The 24,495-nt window shown below is 69.3% G+C and carries 24 protein-coding genes; 9 read left to right on the top strand and 15 right to left on the bottom strand.

What is annotated here, in order from left to right:
* Positions 1-7: 7 nt before the first annotated feature.
* From ABZV77_RS31700 to ABZV77_RS31685, 4 genes are read right to left on the bottom strand one after another with little or no spacing between them, the layout of a single operon-like run.
* Positions 8-352 carry a bifunctional 3-phenylpropionate/cinnamic acid dioxygenase ferredoxin subunit gene (locus tag ABZV77_RS31700; protein WP_055566801.1) on the bottom strand — a complete coding sequence of 115 codons (345 nt, stop codon included), beginning with the start codon at positions 350-352 and terminating at the stop codon, positions 8-10.
* The gene (sufD, locus tag ABZV77_RS31695) at positions 349-1,530 is read right to left on the bottom strand and encodes a Fe-S cluster assembly protein SufD (RefSeq protein ID WP_356264233.1); all 1,182 of its coding nucleotides are present in this window, start codon (positions 1,528-1,530) and stop codon (positions 349-351) included. Before sufD ends, ABZV77_RS31700 begins: the two co-directional genes overlap by 4 nt.
* 60 nt (positions 1,531-1,590) lie before the next feature.
* A complete protein-coding gene (sufB, locus tag ABZV77_RS31690) occupies positions 1,591-3,012 on the bottom strand; it encodes a Fe-S cluster assembly protein SufB (protein WP_356264231.1) in 1,422 nt (473 codons plus the stop codon).
* Positions 3,009-3,770, bottom strand: coding sequence for a metalloregulator ArsR/SmtB family transcription factor (locus ABZV77_RS31685; RefSeq protein WP_356264228.1), 762 nt, complete (start codon positions 3,768-3,770; stop codon positions 3,009-3,011). The genes sufB and ABZV77_RS31685 overlap by 4 nt, the downstream gene beginning before the upstream one ends.
* A gap of 161 nt (positions 3,771-3,931) precedes the next feature.
* On the opposite strand from ABZV77_RS31685, the gene ABZV77_RS31680 reads away from it, so the two are divergent.
* Positions 3,932-4,723 (top strand): AAC(3) family N-acetyltransferase, encoded by a 792-nt coding sequence (locus ABZV77_RS31680; RefSeq protein ID WP_356264225.1) that lies wholly within the window; start codon positions 3,932-3,934, stop codon positions 4,721-4,723.
* Here ABZV77_RS31680 and ABZV77_RS31675 read toward each other — a convergent pair.
* Positions 4,720-5,499 (bottom strand): formate/nitrite transporter family protein, encoded by a 780-nt coding sequence (locus tag ABZV77_RS31675; protein ID WP_356264222.1) that lies wholly within the window; start codon positions 5,497-5,499, stop codon positions 4,720-4,722. The two genes, ABZV77_RS31680 and ABZV77_RS31675, sit on opposite strands and share 4 nt — an antisense overlap.
* Positions 5,500-5,610: 111 nt before the next feature.
* Here ABZV77_RS31675 and ABZV77_RS31670 point away from each other — a divergent pair, with 111 nt between their 5' ends.
* From ABZV77_RS31670 to ABZV77_RS31660, 3 genes are all read left to right on the top strand, one after another.
* Positions 5,611-6,534, top strand: a complete 924-nt coding sequence (locus tag ABZV77_RS31670; RefSeq protein WP_356264219.1) for an ABC transporter ATP-binding protein — start codon at positions 5,611-5,613, stop codon at positions 6,532-6,534.
* Complete coding sequence (locus tag ABZV77_RS31665; RefSeq protein WP_356264216.1) at positions 6,531-7,301, top strand: ABC transporter permease; 771 nt, start codon at positions 6,531-6,533, stop codon at positions 7,299-7,301. Before ABZV77_RS31670 ends, ABZV77_RS31665 begins: the two co-directional genes overlap by 4 nt.
* Positions 7,302-7,385: 84 nt before the next feature.
* Complete coding sequence (locus ABZV77_RS31660) at positions 7,386-8,393, top strand: COX15/CtaA family protein (protein WP_356264213.1); 1,008 nt, start codon at positions 7,386-7,388, stop codon at positions 8,391-8,393.
* On the opposite strand, the gene ABZV77_RS31655 is transcribed toward ABZV77_RS31660, so the two are convergent.
* The 3 genes from ABZV77_RS31655 to ABZV77_RS31645 all read right to left on the bottom strand — a co-directional run bounded on the left by ABZV77_RS31655 (position 8,373) and on the right by ABZV77_RS31645 (position 10,987).
* On the bottom strand, positions 8,373-9,479 hold the full coding sequence (locus tag ABZV77_RS31655) for an amidohydrolase family protein (protein ID WP_356264210.1): 1,107 nt from the start codon (positions 9,477-9,479) through the stop codon (positions 8,373-8,375). The two genes, ABZV77_RS31660 and ABZV77_RS31655, sit on opposite strands and share 21 nt — an antisense overlap.
* Before the next feature lie 103 nt (positions 9,480-9,582).
* Positions 9,583-9,930, bottom strand: coding sequence for a hypothetical protein (locus tag ABZV77_RS31650; protein WP_356264207.1), 348 nt, complete (start codon positions 9,928-9,930; stop codon positions 9,583-9,585).
* Between the two features lie 103 nt (positions 9,931-10,033).
* The gene (locus tag ABZV77_RS31645) at positions 10,034-10,987 is read right to left on the bottom strand and encodes a heme o synthase (protein WP_356264520.1); all 954 of its coding nucleotides are present in this window, start codon (positions 10,985-10,987) and stop codon (positions 10,034-10,036) included.
* Positions 10,988-11,406: 419 nt separating this feature from the next.
* Here ABZV77_RS31645 and tkt point away from each other — a divergent pair, with 419 nt between their 5' ends.
* From tkt to pgl, 5 genes are read left to right on the top strand one after another with little or no spacing between them, the layout of a single operon-like run.
* Positions 11,407-13,494: a transketolase gene (gene tkt / locus ABZV77_RS31640; protein ID WP_356264205.1), complete on the top strand. Its 2,088-nt coding sequence runs from the start codon at positions 11,407-11,409 to the stop codon at positions 13,492-13,494.
* A 34-nt stretch (positions 13,495-13,528) separates the two neighbouring features.
* Positions 13,529-14,647 carry a transaldolase gene (tal, locus tag ABZV77_RS31635; protein WP_356264203.1) on the top strand — a complete coding sequence of 373 codons (1,119 nt, stop codon included), beginning with the start codon at positions 13,529-13,531 and terminating at the stop codon, positions 14,645-14,647.
* Positions 14,648-14,653: 6 nt separating this feature from the next.
* On the top strand, positions 14,654-16,177 hold the full coding sequence (zwf, locus tag ABZV77_RS31630; RefSeq protein ID WP_356264200.1) for a glucose-6-phosphate dehydrogenase: 1,524 nt from the start codon (positions 14,654-14,656) through the stop codon (positions 16,175-16,177).
* Entirely contained in the window at positions 16,174-17,229 is a 1,056-nt protein-coding gene (opcA, locus tag ABZV77_RS31625) for a glucose-6-phosphate dehydrogenase assembly protein OpcA (RefSeq protein WP_356264197.1), read from the top strand. The genes zwf and opcA overlap by 4 nt, the downstream gene beginning before the upstream one ends.
* Complete coding sequence (gene pgl / locus ABZV77_RS31620; protein ID WP_356264194.1) at positions 17,226-18,005, top strand: 6-phosphogluconolactonase; 780 nt, start codon at positions 17,226-17,228, stop codon at positions 18,003-18,005. The genes opcA and pgl overlap by 4 nt, the downstream gene beginning before the upstream one ends.
* Positions 18,006-18,057: 52 nt before the next feature.
* On the opposite strand, the gene ABZV77_RS31615 is transcribed toward pgl, so the two are convergent.
* The 7 genes from ABZV77_RS31615 to gap form a co-directional block, all read right to left on the bottom strand.
* On the bottom strand, positions 18,058-18,552 hold the full coding sequence (locus ABZV77_RS31615) for a DUF2087 domain-containing protein (protein WP_356264191.1): 495 nt from the start codon (positions 18,550-18,552) through the stop codon (positions 18,058-18,060).
* An 88-nt stretch (positions 18,553-18,640) separates the two neighbouring features.
* Positions 18,641-20,293: a glucose-6-phosphate isomerase gene (pgi, locus tag ABZV77_RS31610; protein WP_356264188.1), complete on the bottom strand. Its 1,653-nt coding sequence runs from the start codon at positions 20,291-20,293 to the stop codon at positions 18,641-18,643.
* A 179-nt stretch (positions 20,294-20,472) separates the two neighbouring features.
* Positions 20,473-20,808: an RNA polymerase-binding protein RbpA gene (locus tag ABZV77_RS31605; RefSeq protein WP_003957010.1), complete on the bottom strand. Its 336-nt coding sequence runs from the start codon at positions 20,806-20,808 to the stop codon at positions 20,473-20,475.
* A gap of 159 nt (positions 20,809-20,967) precedes the next feature.
* Positions 20,968-21,198, bottom strand: a complete 231-nt coding sequence (gene secG, locus ABZV77_RS31600) for a preprotein translocase subunit SecG (protein ID WP_030784160.1) — start codon at positions 21,196-21,198, stop codon at positions 20,968-20,970.
* Positions 21,199-21,299: 101 nt separating this feature from the next.
* The gene (gene tpiA, locus ABZV77_RS31595; protein ID WP_356264184.1) at positions 21,300-22,076 is read right to left on the bottom strand and encodes a triose-phosphate isomerase; all 777 of its coding nucleotides are present in this window, start codon (positions 22,074-22,076) and stop codon (positions 21,300-21,302) included.
* Between the two features lie 6 nt (positions 22,077-22,082).
* Positions 22,083-23,294 (bottom strand): phosphoglycerate kinase, encoded by a 1,212-nt coding sequence (locus ABZV77_RS31590; protein ID WP_356264182.1) that lies wholly within the window; start codon positions 23,292-23,294, stop codon positions 22,083-22,085.
* A 100-nt stretch (positions 23,295-23,394) separates the two neighbouring features.
* Positions 23,395-24,405 (bottom strand): type I glyceraldehyde-3-phosphate dehydrogenase, encoded by a 1,011-nt coding sequence (gene gap / locus ABZV77_RS31585; protein ID WP_356264179.1) that lies wholly within the window; start codon positions 24,403-24,405, stop codon positions 23,395-23,397.
* Between the last annotated feature and the right edge of the window lie 90 nt (positions 24,406-24,495).

Below are 24,495 nucleotides of genomic sequence, written 5' to 3'. Positions count from 1 at the left end.
GGGTGCCTCAGGACTCCTGGGAAAGGGAGGCGTGTACGTCAACGAGTACATCGCCCCCTTCGATCTTTACGGGGTATACGGGGACGGGGCGCGTCGCGGGAAGGCCGGACGGCTTGCCGGTGCGGAGGTCGAAGCTGGAGCCGTGCAGCCAGCACTCGATCTGACAGTCCTCCACCTCGCCCTCGGAGAGGGAGACGTTCGCGTGCGAGCAGATGTCGTGAATCGCGTACACCTCGCCCTCGGTGTGGACGACCGAGACCGGCGTGCCGTCGAGTTCCACCCGCTTCGGGGTGTCCTCCTCCAGCTCGCTCAGTCCGCAGGCCCGAACGAAGCGGGCTTGGTCGAGGCTCATGCGACGGTCGCCTCCAGCTCCTCTTCGATCTTCGCGATGAGGCGCTCCTCGACGTCGGGCAGGCCGATCTGCTGGACCAGCTCGGCGAAGAAGCCCCGGACGACGAGGCGGCGGGCCTCCTCCTCCGGGATGCCGCGCGACTGGAGGTAGAAGAGCTGCTCGTCGTCGAAGCGGCCGGTCGCCGAGGCGTGGCCCGCGCCGACGATCTCGCCGGTCTCGATCTCGAGGTTCGGCACCGAGTCGACCCGGGCGCCGTCGGTCAGAACCAGGTTGCGGTTCATCTCGTACGTGTCCGTGCCCTCGGCGGCGGCCTCGATGAGGACGTCACCGATCCACACCGCGTGCGCGTTGTCGCCCTGGAGCGCGCCCTTGTAGACGACGTTCGACTTGCAGTGCGGGGTGTTGTGGTCGACCAGGAGGCGGTGCTCCTGGTGCTGGCCCGCGTCGGTGATGTAGAGGCCGAAGAGCTCGGCCTCGCCACCGGTGCCCGCGTAGTTGACGCGGGGGTGCAGGCGGACCAGGTCGCCGCCGAAGGTGACGACCACGGACTTGAAGGTGGCGTCGCGGCCGACCAGCGCGTTGTGCTGGGCGACGTGCACCGCCTTGTCGTCCCAGTCCTGGACGGAGACGACGGTGAGCTTGGCGCCGTCGCCGACGACGAAGTCGACGTTGGCGGCGAGCACGGCGTCACCGGTGTGGTCGATGACGACCAGGGCCTCGGCGAACGCGCCGAGCTCGATGACCTGGTGCGCGAAGGCGGTGCCGCCCTCGCCGTGCACGGCGATCCGGATCGGCTCGGTGAGCACCGTCTCCTTGGGGACGGTGACGATCGAGGCCTTCTCGAAGGAGGAGTAGGCCTGCGCGGCGATGCGGTCGACGGGCTTGCCCGCCTTGCCGACGCGCGCGTCGTCCCGGCCGACGGTCTCCTGGGTGACGCCAGCGGGGGCGCTCACCTCGACGCGGATGCCGCCGTCGGCGACCGCCGTGCCGTCGTGCAGTCCGCGCAGGCGCTCCAGCGGCGTGAACCGCCACTCCTCCTCGCGGCCGTGCGGGACCGGGAAGCTGTCCACGTCGAAGGACGGGGGCGCGCTCATGCGGGTCGCGACGGTGGACTCGGCGGCCACCGCGATCGATCCGGCGGTGGTGCTTCCCACCGGGATGTTCTGAGCCTCAGCCATGGCTGTCGTCGTGCTCTCTCTCTGGGTCAAGAAGTCAGTCGCTGCTAAAGAGGAACGGTCTTAACCGACCGAACCCTCCATCTGCAGCTCGATCAGCCGGTTCAGCTCCAGGGCGTACTCCATGGGCAGCTCCTTGGCGATCGGCTCGACGAAGCCGCGCACGATCATCGCCATGGCCTCGAACTCGGTCATGCCGCGGCTCATCAGGTAGAAGAGCTGGTCGTCGGAGACCTTGGAGACGGTGGCCTCGTGGCCCATGGAGACGTCGTCCTCGCGGACGTCGACGTAGGGGTAGGTGTCCGAGCGCGAGATCGTGTCGACGAGCAGCGCGTCGCAGAGCACGTTCGACTTCGATCCGGCGGCACCCTCACCGATCTCGACGAGGCCGCGGTACGACGTACGACCGCCGCCGCGCGCCACCGACTTGGAGACGATGTTGGAGGAGGTGTTCGGCGCCATGTGGACCATCTTGGAGCCGGCGTCCTGGTGCTGGCCCTCGCCCGCGAAGGCGATGGACAGGGTCTCGCCCTTGGCGTGCTCGCCCATGAGGTAGACGGCGGGGTACTTCATCGTCACCTTGGAGCCGATGTTGCCGTCGATCCACTCCATGGTCGCGCCCTCGTACGCCACGGCGCGCTTGGTGACCAGGTTGTAGACGTTGTTCGACCAGTTCTGGATCGTCGTGTAGCGGCAGCGGCCGCCCTTCTTCACGATGATCTCGACCACGGCGGAGTGCAGCGAGTCCGACTTGTAGATCGGCGCGGTGCAGCCCTCGACGTAGTGAACGTAGGCGTCCTCGTCGACGATGATCAGGGTCCGCTCGAACTGACCCATGTTCTCCGTGTTGATGCGGAAGTAGGCCTGGAGCGGGATCTCGACCTGCACGCCCTTGGGGACGTAGATGAACGAGCCGCCGGACCACACGGCCGTGTTCAGCGAGGCGAACTTGTTGTCACCGACGGGGATGACGGTCCCGAAGTACTCCTTGAAGAGCTCCGGGTGCTCCTTCAGCGCCGTGTCGGTGTCCATGAAGATGACGCCCTGCTCCTCCAGGTCCTCGCGGATCTGGTGGTAGACGACCTCGGACTCGTACTGGGCCGCGACACCGGCGACGAGGCGCTGCTTCTCCGCCTCGGGGATGCCGAGCTTGTCGTACGTGCTCTTGATGTCCTCGGGCAGGTCCTCCCAGGACTGTGCCTGCTTCTCCGTGGACCGCACGAAGTACTTGATGTTGTCGAAGTCGATGCCCGACAGGTCCGAGCCCCAGTTCGGCATGGGCTTCTTGTCGAACAGGCGCAGGCCCTTGAGGCGCAGCTTCGTCATCCACTCGGGCTCGGACTTCTTGGCCGAGATGTCCTTGACGACGTCCTCGTTGATGCCGCGCTTGGCGGAGGCACCGGCCACGTCCGAGTCGGCCCAGCCGTATTCGTACGTGCCCAGACCCTCGAGTTCGGGGTGGGCAGTCTCCGTGGGGAGCGTCATGCGGGGTTCCTCCCGGCCGTGCTTGCTGATGCTGGTGTGGTGGTCCGTCTGGTGCTGCTGCTGCCGCTACCGCCGCTGCCGCCGCTGCGCGGAATGAACGTCGTACAGACGCCGTCTCCGTGGGCGATGGTGGCGAGGCGCTGCACATGCGTGCCGAGGAGCTCGGAGAACATCTCCGTCTCCGCCTCGCAGAGCTGCGGAAACTTTTCGGCGACATGGGCGACCGGGCAGTGGTGCTGGCAGAGCTGTTCGCCGACCGGTGCGCTACGCGCCGTAGCAGCGTACCCGTCTGCGGTCAACGCCTTCGCCAGAGCCTCGGTGCGCCGTTCGGGGGGCGCGGCGTCCATCGCCTGCTTGTACGTCTCGGCCTGGGCGACGATCCTCGCCCGGGCGAAATCGACGACGGCCCCTTCGCCGTGGTGCTCGGTGATCCACCGGAGCGCGTCCGCGGCCAGCTTGTCGTACGACTGGTCGAAGGCGTCGCGCCCGCAGTCGGTCAGTGCGAAGACCTTGGCGGGGCGGCCCCGGGTCCGTGCGCCGTACACCCGCTGTTCGCGGGGCTCGACGACGTTCTCGTGCGCGAGGGCGTCGAGGTGCCTGCGGACGGCCGCCTGGGTGAGGCCGAGGCGCTTCGCGAGATCGGCGACGGTGGACGGGCCGTGATCCAGGATGGACCGCGCGACCCGGTTGCGCGTCGAGTGGTCCGAGCGCATCCCGGCCGCGAGTTCCTCCTGCGGAGCCTCGCCAACGTTTTTCACAACGCCATTGTTGCGTAATTCCTCAGAGCCTGACAACCCGCGCCCTGATCACCCAACGGTGCGCTGCATCACTTAGGCATACCTAAGCTGACCTGCGGAAACGATCACTGATCGATCAATTCGGTGGCGCGGGCGGGGCTCTTCGGGGAGACTCCCTGACCATGCCGACACCCCCTCCGACCGGCCCTTTGTGCACTCGCGAGTCGCTCAGGGACGAGCTTTTGAAGCTCGGCGTGCGCCCCGGCGAGACGCTCCTCGCACACACCTCGCTCAGCTCGCTCGGCTGGGTCAGCGGTGGAGTGGTCGCACTCGTCCAGGCGCTCCTCGACGCGCTGGGCCCCGACGGCACGCTGGTGGTCCCCACCCACACCGGTGACAACTCCGAGCCCTCGGTGTGGCAGAACCCGCCCGTGCCCGAGGAGTGGTGGCCGGTCCTGCGCGCGTCGATGCCCGCGTACGACCCGCTGACCTCGCCCTCCTTCGGCGTCGGCGTCGTCCCCGAAGCCGTGCGCACCTGGCCCGGCGCCCTGCGCAGCACCCACCCGCACGCGTCCTTCGCGGCGCTCGGCCCCGCCGCCGCCACGATCACCGCCGGGCACGCCCGCACCTCCAGCTTCGGCGAGCGCAGCCCACTGGCACACCTGGAGAAGGCGGGCGCCCGCGTCCTGCTGCTCGGCGCGGGCTACGACTCCTGCACCGCCTTCCACCTGGCCCAGTACCGGATCCCGGGCCCCGAGACCGAGAACTCCTTCGCGGTCATGACGTCCCAGGGGCGCCAGTGGACGACCGTGCGAGAGCCCGCGTTCCCCAGCGACCGCTTCGACGAACTCGGCGCGGACTTCGAGCGGGACACGGAGGTCGTACGAGGACGCGTGGGCGCCGCCGATGCGCGGCTGTTCCCGGTGGCCGACGCCGTCGCGTACGCCGAGCGGTGGCTGGCCCCACCCGCCTAGAGGTCTTCCTCCCGCTCGGGACGGCCCATGAACCAGTAGGAACCTGCGACGAGCAGCCCGCCCCCGACCACGTTCCCCGCCACCGTGAACAGCAGGTTCCTGCCCAGATCGGCGAAGCCCGCGCCGCCGTCGAGGATCGCCAGGGCGAACAGCGCCATGTTCGCCACGCAGTGCTCGAAGCCGACCGCGACGAACACCAGGACCGGTATCCAGAGCACGAAGATCTTCGCGCCGTCGCCCTTGGCCCGGTAGAACATCCAGATCGCCAGGCAGACCAGGAAGTTGCAGAGCACCGCGCGCCAGAAGAGCTGACCGCCGTCCAGCGCCTCCTTGCCCCGCACCATGTCGGCGAGCATCGCCCGCGCGGACGGCGTCGACGTCACGCCCGACGCATGCACCATGGCGCCGAAGACGAAGGCGCCGACGAGGTTCCCGACCAGCGAGAGCCCCCAGCTGCCCACCAGGTCCCGCGCGCCCGTCCGTCCCGTCAGCGCCCCGATCAGCATCACCATCACATTGCTGGTGAAGAGCTGCGCGCCCGCGAACATCACGATCGTCAGCGCGATCGGGAAGACCGCTCCTTCGAGGAGTTTCACCGCGGGCGAGCCCGCCGCCACGAACGGCGACACCGCCACCAGGAGCAGCACCTCGCCCACCCCGATGTAAGCGCCCGCGAGCACCGCCGAGACGAAGTAGCGCGGGGCGCGCCTGAGGTCGTGCGCCTTGTGCGCCGCCTGCTCGGATGTCTCCTCGACGTTCTCCGCGATGCTGGTCACGCATCGACGCTAGGTCCCGATTCGTCTGCGTACGGACGGAAAAGGTCCCTGGGCAGGGGACCGCCGCCCCGCGCGTCCGGGACCTCGGGCCCGTACCTAGACTGGCTCACCATGCGAAACGAGCCCGTCGTCCAGATCGAGAATCTGGTCAAGCGGTACGGACCCAAGACCGCGGTGGACGGTCTCGACCTGAGCGCCGGAGCCGGTATCACCGCCGTCCTCGGCCCCAACGGCGCGGGCAAGACCACCACGATCGAGACCTGCGAGGGCTACCGGAAGCCGGACTCCGGCACCGTCCGCGTCCTCGGCCTGGACCCGGTCCGCGAAGCCGCCGCGCTGCGGCCCCGCGTCGGCGTGATGCTCCAGTCCGGCGGCGTCTACTCCGGCGCCCGCGCCGACGAGATGCTCCGCCACGTGGCCAAGCTCCATGCCGACCCCCTGGAAGTCCCCGATCTCATCGAGCGCCTCGGCCTCGGCAGCTGCGGCCGCACCACCTACCGGCGGCTCTCCGGCGGCCAGCAGCAGCGCCTGGCGCTCGCCATGGCCGTGGTCGGCAGGCCCGAGCTGGTCTTCCTCGACGAGCCGACCGCGGGCCTCGACCCGCAGGCGCGCCGGGCGACCTGGGAGCTCGTGCGGGACCTGCGCCGCGACGGGGTCTCGGTCATCCTCACCACGCACCACATGGACGAGGCCGAGGAGCTCTCCGACGACGTCGCGATCGTCGACGCGGGCAAGGTCATCGCCCAGGGCAGCCCCGACGAGCTGTGCCGCGGCGGCGCCGAGAACACCCTGCGCTTCACCGGCCGCCCCGGCCTCGACGTCGGCTCGCTCCTCAAGGCCCTGCCCCCGGACTCCGCCGCGGCCGAACTGACCCCGGGCGCCTACCGCGTGAGCGGCACGGTCGACCCGCAGCTGCTCGCCACGGTCACCTCGTGGTGCGCGCAGCACGGGGTCATGCCGGACCGCATCTCGGTCGAACGCCACACCCTGGAAGACGTCTTCCTGGAGCTCACAGGCAAGGAGCTGCGCGGATGAGCGCCGCCGGAACGTACACGCCGAAGCCGGGCGCCGCCCCGCTCCCCCGCATGATCGCGGCGCAGGCGGCCCTGGAGACGAAGATGCTGCTGCGCAACGGCGAGCAGCTGCTCCTCACCGTCATCATCCCGACCCTGCTGCTCGTGCTCTTCAGCGCGGTCGACATCGTCGACACGGGCAAGGGCGAGGCCGTGGACTTCCTCGCGCCCGGCATCCTCGCGCTCGCCGTGATGTCGACGGCGTTCACCGGACAGGCCATCGCGACGGGCTTCGAGCGCCGGTACGGGGTGCTCAAGCGGCTCGGCGCCTCGCCGCTGCCGCGCTGGGGCCTGATGACGGCGAAGACGCTCTCGGTGCTGGTCACCGAGGTGCTGCAGATCGTGCTCGTCACGGTCATCGCGTTCGCGCTCGGCTGGTCGCCGCACGGCAACCCGTTCGCCGTGCTGCTGCTCCTGGTACTCGGCACGGCGGCGTTCTCCGGGCTCGGTCTGCTGATGGCGGGCACGCTCAAGGCGGAGGCGACGCTGGCCGCGGCGAACCTCGTCTTCCTGCTGCTGCTCATGGGCGGCGGCGTGATCGTCCCCCTCGACAAGTTCCCCGACGCGGCCCAGACGCTCCTCGGACTGCTCCCCATCTCGGCGCTCTCGGACGGCCTGCGCGACGTCCTGCAGCACGGCGCGGGCATGCCGTGGAAGGACCTCGGCATCCTCGCGGTGTGGTCGGTGCTGGGGCTCGGCGCGGCGGCGAAGTTCTTCCGCTGGGAGTAGAAGTTCTTCCGCCGGGAGTAATCGCGGTCACAAAAGCACCGCATACGTCCCCCTCGTGAAGCCGTGCACAAGCGGCCCCCTACGATGGGGCGCGTGCCAAACGTGACCCGAGCCGACATCGCTCAAGCCGTGCGGAACCCGCTCGCCTTCATCGCCGAGCGCTGGACCCCCACCCAGCGGACCGTCCAGCAGGCGGCCCTGATCTCCCTCGCCATGACGGTCCTCATCGTGGTGACGGGCGGCGCCGTCCGACTGACCGGCTCGGGCCTCGGCTGCCCGACCTGGCCCAAGTGCACGGACGATTCACTGACCGCGACGCATGAGATGGGCTTCCACGGAGCCATCGAGTTCGGCAACCGCATGCTGGCGTACGTGCTGTCCGCGGCCGTCGGCTGGGCGATCATCGCGGCCCGCTCGCAGAAGCCGCTGCGGCGCAGCCTCGTCCGGCTCGGCTGGGTGCAGTTCTGGCTGGTCATGGGCAATGCCGTACTCGGCGGCATCGTCGTCCTCGTCGGTCTGAACCCGTACACGGTCGCGGCACACTTCCTGCTCTCCTCCGCCCTGATCGCGGTCGCCGTCATCATGTGGCAGCGGACCCGTGAGGGCGACGCCGAGCCGCGGCCGCTGGTCGGCAAGGCCGTGGTGCAGCTCGTCTGGTTCCTGGTCGGGGTCTCGGTCCTGCTGATCGTGGTGGGCACCGTCGTGACGGGCTCCGGGCCGCACGCGGGCGACTCCAGCGAAGTTCCGCGCATGGGCGTCGACTGGGAGACGGTCAGCAAGATCCATGCGGTCCTCGCGTGGATCGTGGTGACGCTGACGTTCGCCCTGTGGTTCGTCCTGAAGGCGGTCGACGCGCCGCCCGGCCCGCTGGTCCGCACCCGCCAGCTGTTCCTGATCCTGCTGTCGCAGGGCGCGATCGGTTACGTCCAGTACTTCACGGACCTGCCGGAGCTCCTGGTCGGACTGCACATGCTCGGCTCGTGCATCGTGTGGATCGCCGTGGTGCGCGTCCTGCTCTCGCTGCGGGAGCGGCCGCTCACCACCGCCGACCTGCCCGCCCAGGCGGACGACTCACGGCTCTCGGCCGTCTGACCCGCCCGGCAGTCCGTACACCCGCCGCGCGTTGCCCGCGGCGATGAGCCCCGCCACGCGCTGCGCGTCGGTGAGCGACCAGGCGCCCTCCGCGACCCAGGTGCCGAGCACCCGCCCGAGTGCCTCCCTGAACAGGGAGGCCCCGACGACGTGCAGTTCGGGCAGCCCGTGGGCGCCGCTGGAGAACAGCAGCTTCCCGAAGGGCGCCAGTTCGAGGATCTCGGCGAGCACGGCGGCCGCGCGGGCCCCGGTGCGGACGAGCGCGGGACCCAGATCGGCGTACACATGCGGGAAGACGGCCGCGAGGTGCGCGGCGCTGCGGTGGTACGGGTAGCCGTGCAGCAGCACCAGATCGGTGCCGAGCCCGGCGGTGGCCCGCGCGAACTCCCCGAAGTACGTCTGCGGGTCCCCGGCCCCCGCGTGCAGTTGCAGCGGCCTGCCCGAGGCCACCGCGATCCACAGCAGGTGCCGCAGCAGCACGGGATCGGTGAGCACGCCGCCCACCTGCCGCCCCGCGAGCCAGCGCCCCACCGCGCCCCGCACCTCGCCGGGCCCCGGCGGCTCCGGGGCGAGGGCGAGCGGGTGCCGCACGCCCGCGACCGAGGTGAAGGCGACGGCTCCGACGGCGGCCGCGTGCACGGACTCGGCGAGGTTGGCGAGGAACGAGTCGGCGGTGCCCGAGGTGTCCGCGACCTGCTCGGCCAGTAATTCCAGGCGGACGATCTCGCGGGCGTCGGCGGCGCCGGTGGAGGCCATCTCGCCGGGCCCCGTCAGGTCCCCGGGCAGCCCCGTGTCGACGAGGTACGTGGTGATGCCGCTGCCGCGGAGGAGGCGCCGCCCCGATTCCAGGACGCCCAGTTCGCGGCGGCGGGCGAGATAGCGGGCCGGCCGGCAGTGCGGCTCGATGCCGAGTAGGGGCGGACACCAGCGGCGCACCGCGAAGCCGGTCTGGGTGTCGAAGAAGGTGGTGCCGGGGGCGGGTGGTCCCTCGCCCCGGCCGAGGTGGGCCTCGAAGGTGCCGAGGCCCAGCTCCGTGCGGAGGACGCCATGGCAGTACTGATCCACCAGGGACGGCGTTTCGATCATCCGGGCTCCCGATAGATGGACCGTGCTTCTACGGTCCTAACGGGTGAACCGGGTGTCAGGTGTTGCTTTCGGCGGTTATCAGTGCGAGCCGGTGCCGGGTCCGTCAGCCGTTGCTCGGGCCGCCGATCTGGATGCCCGCCATCCGCTTCCATTCGTAGGGGCCGGTCTTCACCTTGGCGGCGAATTCCCCCGCGAAGTCCTCGTGCACGGTGATCCCGGCCTTTTCCACGGCGCTCTGCGCGATGGCGTAGGTGGGCGCCACCAGGTCGCCCCAGCCGCCGTCCTCGCCGACGAGGACGATCCGGGTGCCCTCGTGCCCGATGTACGCGAGCTGTCCCTCGGCCCCGCCGTGGGCCTGCACGAAGGCGCCGATCTCCTTGGCGAGCCGGGCCGCCCTGCGCTCGGCCTTGGCGGCCTGCTTGCTGTCGTCCACCTGCTGCGTGTCTGCCATGAGCAGGATGCTACCGACGGGTAGATCAACTGGCGACGGGCGGGGCACGTGGCGTGCAACACCACGTGCCCCGCCCGTCGGCAAAGCCCTCGTCCGTGGACCCTCAGCGCAGGAAGGGGTCCACCGCCACGGCGACGAAGAGCAGCGAGACGTAGGTGATGGACCAGTGGAAGAGCCGCATCTCCTTGAGCTTGCCGCCCGTGACCTCCGCCTTGGCCCGGGTCTGCAGCCCGTGCGCCTCCCACAGCCAGTAGCCGCCGGTCACCAGCGCCACCACGGTGTAGAACCAGCCGGTGTAGCCGAGCGGCTGCAGCAGCAGCGAGACGGCGACCATGACCCAGCTGTAGAGGACGATCTGGCGGGCGACCACCTTGTTGGAGGCCACGACCGGCAGCATAGGCACGCCGACGCGCGCGTAGTCGTCCTTGACCTTCATGGAGAGCGGCCAGTAGTGCGGCGGCGTCCAGAAGAACATGACGAGGAAGAGGACGATCGGCGCCCACGACATGGAGTTGGTGACCGAGGACCAGCCGATCAGCACCGGTAGACAGCCCGCGATGCCGCCCCAGACGATGTTCTGGGAGGTCCGGCGCTTCAGGATCATCGTGTAGATGACCACGTAGAAGAGCAGTGCGCCGAGCGAGAGCCACGCGGAGAGCCAGTTGACGGCGAAGCCGAACAGCAAGGTGGAGATGACCCCGAGGGCGATGCCGAAGACGAGGCACTCGCGGGGACTGACCATGCCGGTCACCAGTGGCCGCTGCGACGTGCGGTCCATCAGCGCGTCGATGTCGCGGTCGATGTACATGTTGAGGGCGTTCGCGCCCCCCGCGGAGAGGTATCCGCCCAGGCAGGTCACGAAGACCAGCCACAGGTCCGGCACCCCTTGCTCGGCGAGGAACATCACCGGAACGGTGGTGATGAGCAGAAGCTCGATGATCCGCGGCTTGGTCAGCGCCACGAACGCCTTGACACGAGCCCCGAACGGCCGATGGCTCGGGCTAAGGTCCGTCCCGGAAACCCCCGCTGGACGGGATTCAACGGCCGTCACGCACACCCCTGACAGAGACATCCCAGCGAGCCGACCAGCACCTTCAGACATGAAGATCCGGTAAAGGCCCGCGCGTACCACGCCACTGTAGACGTTGCCCATACCTCGCCCTTCGCGGGGGTGGGGTCGTGTTGGGCGACCGGTCGAACGGCGTCCGGGGCGACTTGAGTCGCCACATGAGCGGAACCGTGCGTTCATTGAGCGGACAAATGGGCGATACCTATGGCCTTTTGAGCGGACATATGAGCGAGCCCGTATTCACTTGCGGAATGCCTGCGCTTTCCTTTCGGGAGGCGCATCCTCGCATGTCACTGCAGTCTGGAATGACTCGAAAAAATGAGCGTTCTAGCAGCGGTAGGCTCGACATCGGCCGGTGAGATCTGCATCGCCGGCATTCGACATGTGGAGAGGAGCCCTGACTCAGGGTGAGCACCAAGCCGACCACCACAGACCTCGAGTGGACCGAACTGGACCAGCGGGCCGTTGACACCGCCCGCGTCCTGGCCATGGATTCCGTACAGAAGGTCGGCAACGGCCATCCCGGTACGGCCATGAGCCTCGCGCCCGCCGCGTACACCCTCTTCCAGAAGGTGATGCGCCACGACCCGGCGGACGCCGAGTGGACCGGCCGCGACCGGTTCGTCCTCTCTGCGGGCCACTCGTCCCTGACCCTCTACATCCAGCTGTACCTGGCCGGCTTCGGCCTGGAGCTGGATGACCTGAAGGCCTTCCGCACCTGGGGTTCGAAGACCCCGGGCCACCCGGAGTACGGCCACACGGTGGGCGTGGAGACGACCACGGGACCGCTGGGCCAGGGCGTTGCCAACGCCGTGGGCATGGCGATGGCCGCCCGCTACGAGCGCGGTCTGTTCGACCCGGAGACGACCGACGGCTCGTCGCCGTTCGACCACTTCGTCTACGCCATCGCCGGTGACGGCTGCCTCCAGGAGGGCATCTCCGGCGAGGCCTCATCGCTGGCCGGGCACCAGAAGCTCGGCAACCTGGTCCTGCTGTGGGACGACAACCACATCTCGATCGAGGGCGACACCGAGACCGCGGTCTCCGAGGACACCCTCAAGCGGTACGAGGCGTACGGCTGGCACGTCCAGCGCGTGGCGCCCAAGGAGGACGGCGACCTCGACCCCGCCGCGCTCTACGCCGCCATCCAGGCCGCCAAGGCCGAGACCGAGCGCCCCTCCTTCATCGCGATGCGCTCGATCATCGCCTGGCCCGCCCCGAACGCGCAGAACACCGAGGCCGCCCACGGCTCGGCGCTCGGCGACGAGGAAGTGGCCGCCACCAAGCGCGTCCTCGGCTTCGACCCGGAGCAGAACTTCGAGGTCTCCGACGAGGTCCTGGCGCACGCCCGCAAGGCGCTCGACCGCGGCCGCGAGGCCAAGGCCGAGTGGGAGAAGGGCTTCGCCGCCTGGCGCACCGCCGACTCCGCGCGCGCGGCCGAGTTCGACCGCGTCGCCGCGGGCGAGCTACCCGAGGGCTGGGAGGAGAAGCTCCCGGAGTTCGAGACCGGCAAGGGTCTCGCCACGCGTGCCGCGTCCGGCAAGGTCCTGCAGGCGCTCGGCGGGGTCATCCCCGAGCTGTGGGGCGGCTCCGCCGACCTGGCGGGCTCGAACAACACCACGATCGACAAGACGTCGTCGTTCCTCCCCGTGGGCAACCCGCTGCCGGAGGCCGATCCGTACGGCCGCACGATCCACTACGGCATCCGCGAGCACTCCATGGCCGCGGAGATGAACGGCATCGCGCTGCACGGCAACACCCGCATCTACGGCGGCACCTTCCTGGTGTTCTCCGACTACATGCGCAACGCCGTGCGTCTCTCCGCGCTGATGCACCTGCCGGTGACGTACGTGTGGACGCACGACTCGATCGGCCTCGGCGAGGACGGCCCGACCCACCAGCCGGTCGAGCACCTGGCCTCGCTGCGCGCCATCCCGGGCCTGAACGTCGTGCGCCCGGCCGACGCGAACGAGACCGTCATCGCGTGGCGCGAGATCCTCAAGCGCTACACCAAGGAGTTCGGCAAGGGCGCCCCGCACGGCCTCGCGCTGACCCGCCAGGGCGTGCCCACGTACGAGCGCAACGAGGACGCCGCCAAGGGTGGTTACGTCCTGTTCGAGGCCGAGGGCGGCGAGCCCGAGGTCGTGCTCATCGGCACCGGCTCCGAGGTCCAGCTCGCCGTCGAGGCGCGCGAGCAGCTGCAGGCCGCGGGCGTCCCGACGCGAGTCGTCTCGATGCCGTCGGTCGAGTGGTTCGAGGAGCAGGAGCAGGGGTACCGCGAGAGCGTGCTGCCGCCGTCGGTGAAGGCGCGCGTGGCGGTCGAGGCGGGCATCGGCCTGACCTGGCACCGCTTCGTCGGTGACGCCGGTCGCATCGTTTCGCTGGAGCACTTCGGTGCTTCCGCGGATGCCAAGGTGCTCTTCCGCGAGTTCGGGTTCACCGCGGACGCGGTGGCCCAGGCGGCGCGGGAATCGATCGCCGCCGCTCAGCGCTGACGCTCATATACGACCAAGTAGGAGATGTAATTCCATGACAGACGCACTCAAGCGCCTTTCCGAAGAAGGCGTCGCGATCTGGCTGGACGACCTGTCGCGCAAGCGGATCACGTCCGGCAACCTCGCCGAGCTGATCGACCAGCAGCACGTCGTGGGCGTCACGACCAACCCGTCGATCTTCCAGAAGGCGATCTCGTCGGGCGACGGTTACGAGCAGCAGCTCGCCGACCTCGCCGCCCGCAAGGTCACCGTCGAAGAGGCCATCCGCATGATCACGACGGCGGACGTCCGTGACGCCGCCGACATCCTGCGTCCGGTCTTCGACGCAACGGGCGGCCAGGACGGCCGCGTGTCGATCGAGGTCGACCCGCGCCTGGCGCACAACACGGCGGCCACGGTCGCCGAGGCCAAGCAGCTGGCCTGGCTGGTGGACCGGCCGAACACGCTCATCAAGATCCCGGCCACCAAGGCGGGCCTCCCGGCGATCACCGAGGTCATCGGCCTCGGCATCAGCGTCAACGTGACGCTGATCTTCTCCCTTGAGCGCTACCGCGCGGTCATGGACGCCTTCCTCGCCGGCCTGGAGAAGGCCAAGGAGCGCGGCCTGGACCTCTCCAAGATCCACTCGGTGGCGTCCTTCTTCGTGTCCCGCGTGGACACCGAGATCGACAAGCGCCTGGACGGCATCGGCACGGACGAGGCCAAGTCCCTCAAGGGCAAGGCCGCGCTCGCCAACGCGCGTCTGGCGTACGAGGCGTACGAGGAGGTCTTCTCCTCCGACCGCTGGGCCGCCCTCGACAAGGCACAGGCCAACAAGCAGCGTCCGCTGTGGGCCTCGACCGGCGTCAAGGACCCCGCGTACAAGGACACGCTGTACGTCGACGACCTCGTCGCGCCCAACACGGTGAACACCATGCCGGAGGCGACCCTGGAGGCCTCGGCCGACCACGGTCAGATCACCGGCAACACCATCGCGGGCACGTACGACCAGTCGCGCGCGGAGATCGCCGCGGTGGAGAAGCTCGGCATCGCCTACGACGACGTCGTGCAGCTCCTCGAGGACGAGGGCGTCGAGAAGTTCGCGGCGTCCTGGAACGACCTGCTCAAGTCGACTGAGGCCGAGCTCCAGCGCCTCGCTCCCGCGAAGGGCTGACCCACCTTGTCAAGCAGCAATCCGCTGCGTGACGCCGCAGACCGACGGCTCCCGCGTATCGCGGGGCCGTCGGGCCTGGTCATCTTCGGCGTCACGGGCGATTTGTCCCGCAAAAAGCTGATGCCTGCTGTCTACGACCTCGCCAACCGAGGTCTGTTGCCGCCGGGCTTCTCCCTCATCGGGTTCGCCCGCCGCGAGTGGCAGGACGAGGACTTCGCACAGGAGGTGCACGACGCCGTCAAGCAGCACGCGCGCACGCCCTTCCGCGAGGAGGTCTGGCAGCAGCTCATCCAGGGCATGCGCTTCGTCCAGGGCAACTTCGACGACGACGACGCCTTCGAGCAGCTCAAGGCCACCATCCAGGAGCTGGACAAGGCGCAGGGAACGGGCGGCAACTTCGCCTTCTACCTCTCCGTGCCCCCGAAGTTCTTCCCCCAGGTCGTCCAGCAGCTCAAGAAGCACGAGCTGGCGGACGCCCCCGAGGGCTCCTGGCGGCGTGCCGTCATCGAGAAGCCGTTCGGCCACGACCTGGCGTCCGCGCAGGACCTGAACGCGATCGTGCACGAGGTGTTCGCGCCGGACCAGGTGTTCCGGATCGACCACTACCTCGGCAAGGAGACCGTCCAGAACATCCTGGCGCTCCGCTTCGCCAACCAGATGTTCGAGCCGATCTGGAACCGGTCGTACGTCGACCACGTCCAGATCACGATGGCCGAGGACATCGGCATCGGCGGCCGCGCCGGTTACTACGACGGCATCGGCGCCGCGCGTGACGTCATCCAGAACCACCTGCTCCAGCTGATGGCGCTGACCGCGATGGAGGAGCCCGCCTCCTTCGACGCCAACGCGCTCGTCGCGGAGAAGGCGAAGGTCCTCGGCGCCGTCCGGCTGCCGAAGGACCTCGGCAGGGACACGGTCCGCGGCCAGTACTCCGCGGGCTGGCAGGGCGGCGAGAAGGCCCTCGGCTATCTGCAGGAAGACGGCATCGACGCCAAGTCGAAGACCGACACCTACGCCGCGATCAAGCTGGAGGTGGACAACCGCCGCTGGGCGGGCGTCCCCTTCTACCTGCGCACCGGCAAGCGTCTGGGCCGCCGCGTCACCGAGATCGCGGTCGTCTTCCAGCGCGCGCCCCACTCCCCCTTCGACCACACCGCCACCGAGGAGCTCGGGCAGAACGCGATCGTCATCCGCGTCCAGCCCGACGAGGGCATCACGGTGCGGTTCGGCTCGAAGGTCCCCGGCACCTCCATGGAGATCCGGGACGTCTCGATGGACTTCGCGTACGGCGAGTCCTTCACCGAGTCCAGCCCGGAGGCGTACGAGCGCCTGATCCTCGACGTCCTGCTCGGCGACGCCAACCTCTTCCCGCGCACGGAGGAGGTCGAGCTGTCCTGGAACATCCTCGACCCGATCGAGCAGTACTGGGACAAGCACGGCAAGCCCGCGCAGTACGCGTCCGGCACCTGGGGCCCGGCCGAGGCGGACGAAATGCTCGCACGAGACGGACGGAGCTGGCGCCGGCCATGAAGATCGACCTCACGGACACCACGTCCAGCAAGATCAACAAGGCGCTCGTGCAGGGCCGCCGCGCGATCGGGACCCCGGCCGTCGGCATGGTGCTCACCCTCGTCATCGTCACCGACGAGGAGAACGCCTACGACTCGCTGAAGGCGGCCAGCGAGGCGTCCCGCGAGCACCCCTCGCGCACCCTCGTGGTCATCAAGCGCGCCGCCCGCTCGCCCCGCGACCGCACCACCTCGCGCCTCGACGCCGAGGTCCGGGTCGGCGCGGACGCGGGCACCGGCGAGACGGTCATCCTGCGGCTGTACGGCGAGGGCATCAACCACGCCCAGTCCGTCGTCCTGCCGCTGCTGCTGCCCGACGCCCCCGTGGTCGCCTGGTGGCCGGTGAACGCCCCGCTGGACCCCGCCAAGGACCCGCTCGGCGCCCTGGCCCAGCGCCGCGTCACGGACACGTACGCCGCGGAGCAGCCGATCCACGAGCTGACCGCGCGCGCCGAGGCCTACAGCCCCGGCGACACGGACCTGTCCTGGACCCGCATCACGCCGTGGCGCTCCATGCTGGCCGCCGCGCTCGACCAGGTCACCTGCAAGGTCACCTCGGTGCAGGTGGAGGGCGAGGAGTTCAACCCGAGCTGCGAGCTGCTCGCCATGTGGCTTGCGGACCGCCTCGACGTCCCCGTGCAGCGCACGCTGTCGGCGGGCCCGGGTCTGACCGGCGTACGCCTGGAGACCACCTGTGGTCCCATCGTGCTCGACCGGGCCGACGGCGCGCTCGCCACGCTCTCCATCCAGGGGCAGCCCGACCGTGCGGTGGCGCTCAAGCGCCGCGAGACGGCCGAGCTGATCGCCGAGGAGCTGCGGCGTCTGGACCCGGACGACACCTATGCGTCCGCGCTGAAGTTCGGCGTGGACCGCCTGGGCGAGCCCGTGGAGCAGACGGCGTCCCTGGCCGACGAGAAGCCCGCCGAGGAGTCCAAGTCCGCGGCGGCCACGTCGGAACCCGCCAAGAAGGCCCCGGCCAAGAAGACCGCGGCGAAGAAGGCGGCGGCGAAGTGACCGCGGCTCCGCAGCTCGTCGTCCACCGGGACAAGGAGCTGATGGCGCAGGCCGCCGCGGCCCGCCTCATCACGAAGATCGTCGACGCGCAGGCCGCCCGCGGCCACGCGTCGGTGGTCCTCACCGGCGGCCGCAACGGCAACGGCGTGCTGGCCGCGCTGGCGTCGTCCCCCGCGAAGGACGCGATCGACTGGTCGCGCCTTGACCTGTGGTGGGGCGACGAGCGCTTCCTGCCGGACGGCGACCCGGAGCGCAACTACACCCAGGCCAAGGAGGCACTGCTCGACTCGGTGCCCCTCAACCCGGCCCGGGTGCACCCGATGCCCGCGTCGGACGGCGCGTACGAGGTGGACGCGGCGGCGGAGATCTACGCCGCCGAACTCACCGCGGCCGCGGGCCCGGAGGACCACGGCCCCGTGCCGACCTTCGACGTCCTGATGCTCGGCGTCGGCCCGGACACGCACGTCGCGTCGCTCTTCCCGGAGCTGCCCGCGGTGCGCGAGACGGAGCGCTCGGTGGTCGGCGTGCACGGCGCGCCGAAGCCCCCGCCGACCCGCGTCACGCTCACGCTCCCGGCGATCCGGGCGGCCCGCGAGGTGTGGCTGCTCGCGGCGGGCGAGGACAAGGCGAACGCCGCGGCCATCGCCCTGTCGGGCGCCGGAGAGGTGCAGGCTCCTGCGGCCGGTGCCTACGGCCGCTCGCGCACGCTGTGGCTCCTGGACGCCGCGGCGGCCTCCCAGCTCCCCCCGGAGCTGTATCCACCGGCCATCGCGTAGCCGTTCACCGCTGCACATGCCTGAGGGCCCCGCACCGTCCGGTGCGGGGCCCTCAGGCGTCCACGAGGACGCGGCGGTAGCGGCTGCCGTCCTGCTCGCGGACGAGGAGGCCGTCGGTGACGCAGTACCTCCGCAGCGCCGCCGTGTCGTCGTGGACGGTGCGGAACGCGTCGTTGATCTCGCCCTCGCTGTAGGTGCGGTCGGCGTCGAAGAGGGCGTCCGTGAGGTGGACGAGGAGTTCGTGGCGCACGACGGGACGGACCGGAATGGCCGTGAGGCGGCCGTGCGCGAAGAAGCCGGTGAGGCGGCGCGGCACCGTGGGATGGGCGTGCGCGTCGACGGGGTCCGGGGAGCGCCGGAAGACGGCCGGGTCGGCCCGCAGCGATCCGTCGGGCAGCCGCTCCACGAGCCCGGTGGCGAGGAGGCGCCCCAGGTGCTTGCGGGCGACGGCGGAGTCGGCCTCGCGCGGCGGCAGGTCGTCGAGGACTATCCGCGCGTACAGCCTGAGTCTCTCGGGGTCGGCGAGCGCGGCGTGCAGCTGGTCCATGACGGGGTCCCCTCCCGGCGGGTGACAGAGCCGAAGCAGTGTCACCCGCCGGGCGGTTCGCCCGCATCCGATTATCGCCTGGTGAGACTCAACGCCCGCGCAGATCGCGGTACTTGGCGACCAGCGCGGTGGTCGACCCGTCCAGGTCGGGCACCTCGGCGCCCTCGGTCAGCGCGGGCTCGACGCGCTTGGCGAGGACCTTGCCGAGCTCGACGCCCCACTGGTCGAAGGAGTCGATGTTCCACACCGCACCCTGCACGAAGACCTTGTGCTCGTAGAGCGCGATGAGCTGGCCGAGGACCGAGGGGGTCAGCTCCTTGGCCAGGATCGTCGTCGTGGGGTGGTTGCCCTTGAACGTCTTGTGCGGGACCAGTTCCTCCGCGACGCCCTCGGCGCGCACCTCGTCCGGCGTCTTGCCGAACGCCAGCGCCTGGGTCTGTGCGAAGAAGTTGGCCATCAGCAGGTCGTGCTGGGCGACCAGGCCCGGCAGCAGATCGGCGACGGGCTCGGCGAAGCCGATGAAGTCCGCCGGGATCAACTTCGTGCCCTGGTGGATGAGTTGGTAGTAGGCGTGCTGCCCGTTGGTGCCGGGCGTGCCCCAGACGACCGGGCCCGTCTGCCAGTCGACCTCCTTGCCGTCACGCCCGACGTACTTGCCGTTGGACTCCATGTCCAGCTGCTGCAGATAGGCGGTGAACTTGGAGAGGTAGTGCGAGTACGGCAGGACGGCGTGCGACTGCGCGTCGTGGAAGTTGCCGTACCAGATGCCCAACAGGCCCATCAGCAAAGGCACGTTGGACTCGGCGGGCGCCGTGCGGAAGTGCTCGTCGACGAGGTGGAAGCCGTCGAGCATCTCGCGGAAGCGGGCGGGCCCGATGGCGATCATCAGGGAGAGGCCGATCGCCGAGTCGTACGAGTAGCGGCCGCCGACCCAGTCCCAGAACTCGAACATGTTGTCCGTGTCGATGCCGAAGTCGGAGACCTTCTCGGCATTGGTCGACAGGGCCACGAAGTGCTTGGCGACGGCGTCCTGCGAGGCCTTCAGCTCGGTGAGCAGCCAGTCGCGCGCGGACGTGGCGTTCGTGATCGTCTCGATGGTGGTGAACGTCTTCGAGGCGATGATGAAGAGCGTCTCGGCGGCGTCCAGGTCCCGCACGGCCTCGTGCAGGTCGGCGCCGTCCACGTTCGACACGAAGCGGACCGTGAGGCCGCGGTCGGTGAAGGAGCGCAGCGTCTCGTACGCCATCGCCGGACCGAGGTCGGAGCCGCCGATGCCGATGTTGACGACGTTCTTGATGCGCTTGCCGGTGTGTCCGGTCCACTCGCCGGAGCGGACCTTCTCCGAGAAGGCACCCATCTTGTCGAGGACGGCGTGCACGGCGGGCATCACGTTCTCGCCGTCGACCTCGACGACGCTGCCCCGCGGGGCGCGCAGCGCCGTGTGCAGGACGGCCCGGTCCTCGGTGGTGTTGATCTTCTCGCCGCGGAACATGGCGTCCCGCAGCCCGAAGACGTCGGTGGCGGCCGCCAGCTCGCGCAGCAGCGTCAGCGTCTCACCGGTGACGAGGTGCTTGGAGTAGTCGATGTGCAGGTCGCCGACCTGGAGGGTGTACGCCGTACCGCGCGCCGGATCGGCGGCGAACAGCTCGCGCAGCTGCACCTCCCCCAGCCGGTCACGGTGCCCGGCGAGCGCCGTCCACTCGGGAGTCTGATCGAGCCTGGCGCGGCTTTCTGCGTTCATCTCGGACTTCAGCCTTCTTTCGTACGCGCGTACGTCCAATTGCCCCGCTGCATCCTCCAACCTAATCGATCAGAGAGCGGGATGAGATGTCCGAAACTGTCTGTCAGCACACGTACGGGACAAAGAAACCGGCCGGACACCTATTGGTGTCCGGCCGGTTCTCACGTCGTATTCAAGTGCTAGATCTCGCCCCGCAGTTTGGCGAGCGCTTCCGCGAGGATCGCCTCCCCGTCCGCGTCGCTGCGCCGCTCGCGTACATACGCCAGGTGCGTCTTGTACGGCTCGGTGCGCGGCGGATCCGGCGGGTTGTCCCGGTCCTGACCTGCCGGAAAGCCGCAGCGGGGACAGTCCCACGTATCGGGGACCTGCGCGTCGCTGGCGAAGCTCGGCTGCGTCTCATGCCCGTTGGAGCACCAGAAGGAGATGCGCAGTCGCGGCGCGGACTCACCGCGCTCGGCCTCGCCCATCGGCCCCGCCCCGACCCGACTTCCTCGGATCGCGTTGCCACTTGCCACGGTCGTAACTCCCTGCGTGATGGTGCTGCTGCGGGCGCCTCAGTTTACGTAAGGCCCAACGCGCGTCCAGTGTTGGGAGTTACACCCCACCCCCGGACGCAAGCCCCATGATAAGCCGCGCACGCGGGCGCGCACCGGACAAGCGACCAGTGGCTGGCGCTAGTTGTTCGCCTTCATCAGCAGGCCGAGCGCGACAATGCACGCGAACCACAGCAGACCGACCACGACCGTGATGCGGTCGAGGTTGCGCTCCGCGACGGACGAACCGCCGACGGACGACTGCATGCCGCCACCGAACATGTCGGAAAGACCGCCGCCCTTGCCCTTGTGCATCAGCACCAGCAACATCATCAGAGCGCTGAAGACGATCAGGGCGATCGAGAACCCCATAACCACGGCTGGACCAACTTCCTCGGATCTGAATCGACGACGGGGGCCGAAGGCTTCCTTCGGCCCCCGTCAGGGTACGACGTAACGTCGCTAGCGCATACTCACTGGTCGCCGAAGCGAACGATCTTGACGAACTCGTCCGTGTCCAGCGCCGCGCCACCGACCAGGGCGCCGTCGACATCGCGCTGCGCCATGATGTCGGCGACGTTCTTCGCCTTGACGGAGCCGCCGTACTGGATGCGGACCTTGTCGGCGAGCTCCTGCGAGTACAGCTCGGCGAGGCGGCCGCGGATCGCGCCGCAGACCTCCTGCGCGTCCTCGGGGGTCGCGACCTCGCCGGTGCCGATCGCCCAGACGGGCTCGTACGCGATCACGATGGTCTCGGCCTGCTCGGCCGGGACGTCCTTCAGGCCGCCGTCGAGCTGGTTCAGCGTGTACTGGACCTGCTGTCCGGCCTTGCGGATGTCCAGACCCTCGCCGATGCAGAGGATCGGGGTCAGGCCGTGCTTGTACGCGGCCTTCACCTTGGCGTTGCAGATCTCGTCGGTCTCGTTGTGGTACTGACGGCGCTCGGAGTGGCCCACGGCGACGTAGGTGCACTTCAGCTTGGACAGCATCGGGCCCGAGATCTCGCCGGTGTAGGCACCGGAGTCCTGCGCCGAGATGTCCTGGGCGCCGTACTTGATCTTGAGCTTGTCGCCGTCGACCAGGGTCTGCACGGAGCGCAGGTCGGTGAAGGGCGGCAGGACGGCGACCTCGCAGGCCTCGTAGTCCTTGTCCGCCAGGGCGAAGGCGAGCTTCTGGACGTGGGCGATGGCCTCGAGGTGGTTGAGGTTCATCTTCCAGTTGCCCGCCATCAGCGGGGTACGCGTAGTCATCAGGTGTCAGTTCTCCAGTGCGGCGAGGCCGGGGAGCGTCTTGCCCTCGAGGTATTCGAGGGAGGCGCCGCCGCCGGTCGAGATGTGGCCGAATGCGTTCTCGTCGAAGCCTAGGTTGCGGACGGCCGCGGCGGAGTCGCCGCCCCCGACCACGGTGAAGCCGTCGCAGTTGAGCAGGGCTCGCGCGACGGCGGCGGTGCCCCCGGCGTAGTCGGGGTGCTCGGCGACGCCGACCGGGCCGTTCCAGAAGACGGTCTCGGCGTCGGCGATCTTCTCGGCGAAGAGCTCACGGCTCTTGGGGCCGATGTCCAGGCCCTCCTGGTCCGCGGGGATCTTGTCCGCGTCGACCGTCGAGAAGTCGGCCGGGGCCTTCGTCTTCAGGTCGGGGAAGTCCGTGGAGACCAGCACGTCGACCGGCAGCACGAGCTCGACGCCGCTCTTCTCGGCGCGCTCCATGTACTCCTTGACGACCGGGATCTGGTCCTCCTGGAGGAGGGAGATGCCGACCTCGTGGCCCTGGGCCTTGAGGAAGGTGTACGCCATGCCGCCACCGATGAGCAGACGGTCGGCCTTGCCGAGCAGCTCGTCGATGACGGCGAGCTTGTCGGAGACCTTGGCGCCGCCGAGGATGACGGTGTACGGGCGCTTGACGTCCTCGGTGAGCTTCTTGAGGACGCCGACCTCGGTGGCGATCAGGTAGCCCGCGTAGTGCGGGAGCTTCGCCGGGAGGTCGTACACGGACGCGTGCTTGCGGTGCACGGCGCCGAAACCGTCGCCTACGTAGACATCGGCGAGGGCAGCAAGCTGATCGGCGAACCCGCCGCGCTCGGCGTCGTCCTTGGACGTCTCACCGGCGTTGAAGCGAAGGTTCTCGATGACGGCGACCTGGCCGGGCTGCAGGCCGTCCACCGCGTCGTGCGCGGCGGGGCCGACCGTGTCCTGCGCGAACGCGACGGGCGCGCCGAGGAGTTCACCGAGCCGCTCGGCGGCGGGCAGCAGCGAGAAGGCCGGGTCCGGGGCGCCCTTGGGGCGGCCCAGGTGCGAGGCCACGACCACCTTGGCGCCCGCGGCGGCGAGGGCCTTGACGGTCGGCAGGACGGCGCGGATGCGGCCGTCGTCGGTGATGGTGGCGCCGTCGAGCGGCACGTTGAGGTCGGCGCGGACGAAGACCCGCTTGCCGTCGACTCCTTCGGCGAGAAGTTCGTCGATCGTCTTCACTACTGGACTCCTTGGGTGGGCTGACGCACAACAGGGCCCGGAGCGCGCGGCGTTGCGCGGTCCGGACCCTGTGCTCACATCTAGGTGTCTGCTCTGGTGACTAGAGCTGACCGCCGACGAAGACGGTGAGGTCGACGAGGCGGTTGGAGTAGCCCCACTCGTTGTCGTACCAGCCGAGGATCTTCACCGTCTTGCCCTCCTGGACCATGGTCAGGGAGGAGTCGAAGGTGCAGGAGGCCGGGTCGCTGACGATGTCGGACGACACGATCGGGTCCTCGGTGTAGAAGAGGATGCCCTTGAGGGCGCCATCGTCGGCGGCCTTCTTGAACGCGGCGTTGACCTCGTCCTTGGTGACGTCGCGCTGCAGGTCGACGACGAGGTCGGTGGCGGAGCCGGTCGGGACCGGGACGCGCATCGCGATGCCGTCGAGCTTGCCCTTGAGCTGGGGCAGGACCAGGGCGGTGGCCTTGGCGGCACCGGTCGTGGTCGGAATGATGTTCTCGGCGGCGGCGCGGGCGCGGCGCAGGTCCGAGTGCGGGAAGTCCAGGATCCGCTGGTCGTTGGTGTACGCGTGGACCGTGGTCATCAGGCCCTTGACGATGCCGAAGTTCTCGTCGAGAACCTTCGCCATCGGCGCCACGCAGTTGGTGGTGCAGGAGGCGTTGGAGATGACGTGGTGGTTGGCCGCGTCGTACTTGTCCTGGTTGACGCCCATCACAATGGTGATGTCCTCGTCCTTGGCCGGAGCCGAGATGAGGACCTTCTTGGCGCCGCCCGCGATGTGCTTCTCGGCGTCGGCCTTCTTGGTGAAGATGCCGGTGGACTCGATCACGATGTCGACGCCCAGCTTGCCCCACGGGATGTCGGCGGGGTTGCGCTCGGACAGCACCTTGATGGTGTGGCCGTCGACCGTGATGGTGTCCTCGGTGTGCGACACCTCGGCCTTGAGGCGGCCCAGGATGGTGTCGTACTTCAGCAGGTGCGCCGTGGTCGCGGTGTCACCCAGGTCGTTGACAGCCACGATCTCGATGTCCGCACCCTGCTCGAGCAGCGCGCGGAAGTAGTTGCGACCGATGCGGCCAAAGCCGTTGATGCCTACGCGGATCGTCACGAAACCGATCTCCTCGTTGGTACGCCGGTTTTAGACGCCGGCGAGTTGTATGGGATGTCCCCGACCGCCTCCGACCCTACCTCTCTGAAG

This window comes from Streptomyces sp. NPDC004732 (genome assembly GCF_040609235.1).
Classification (GTDB): domain Bacteria; phylum Actinomycetota; class Actinomycetes; order Streptomycetales; family Streptomycetaceae; genus Streptomyces.
This window is presented reverse-complemented; position numbering and strand designations above follow the sequence as displayed.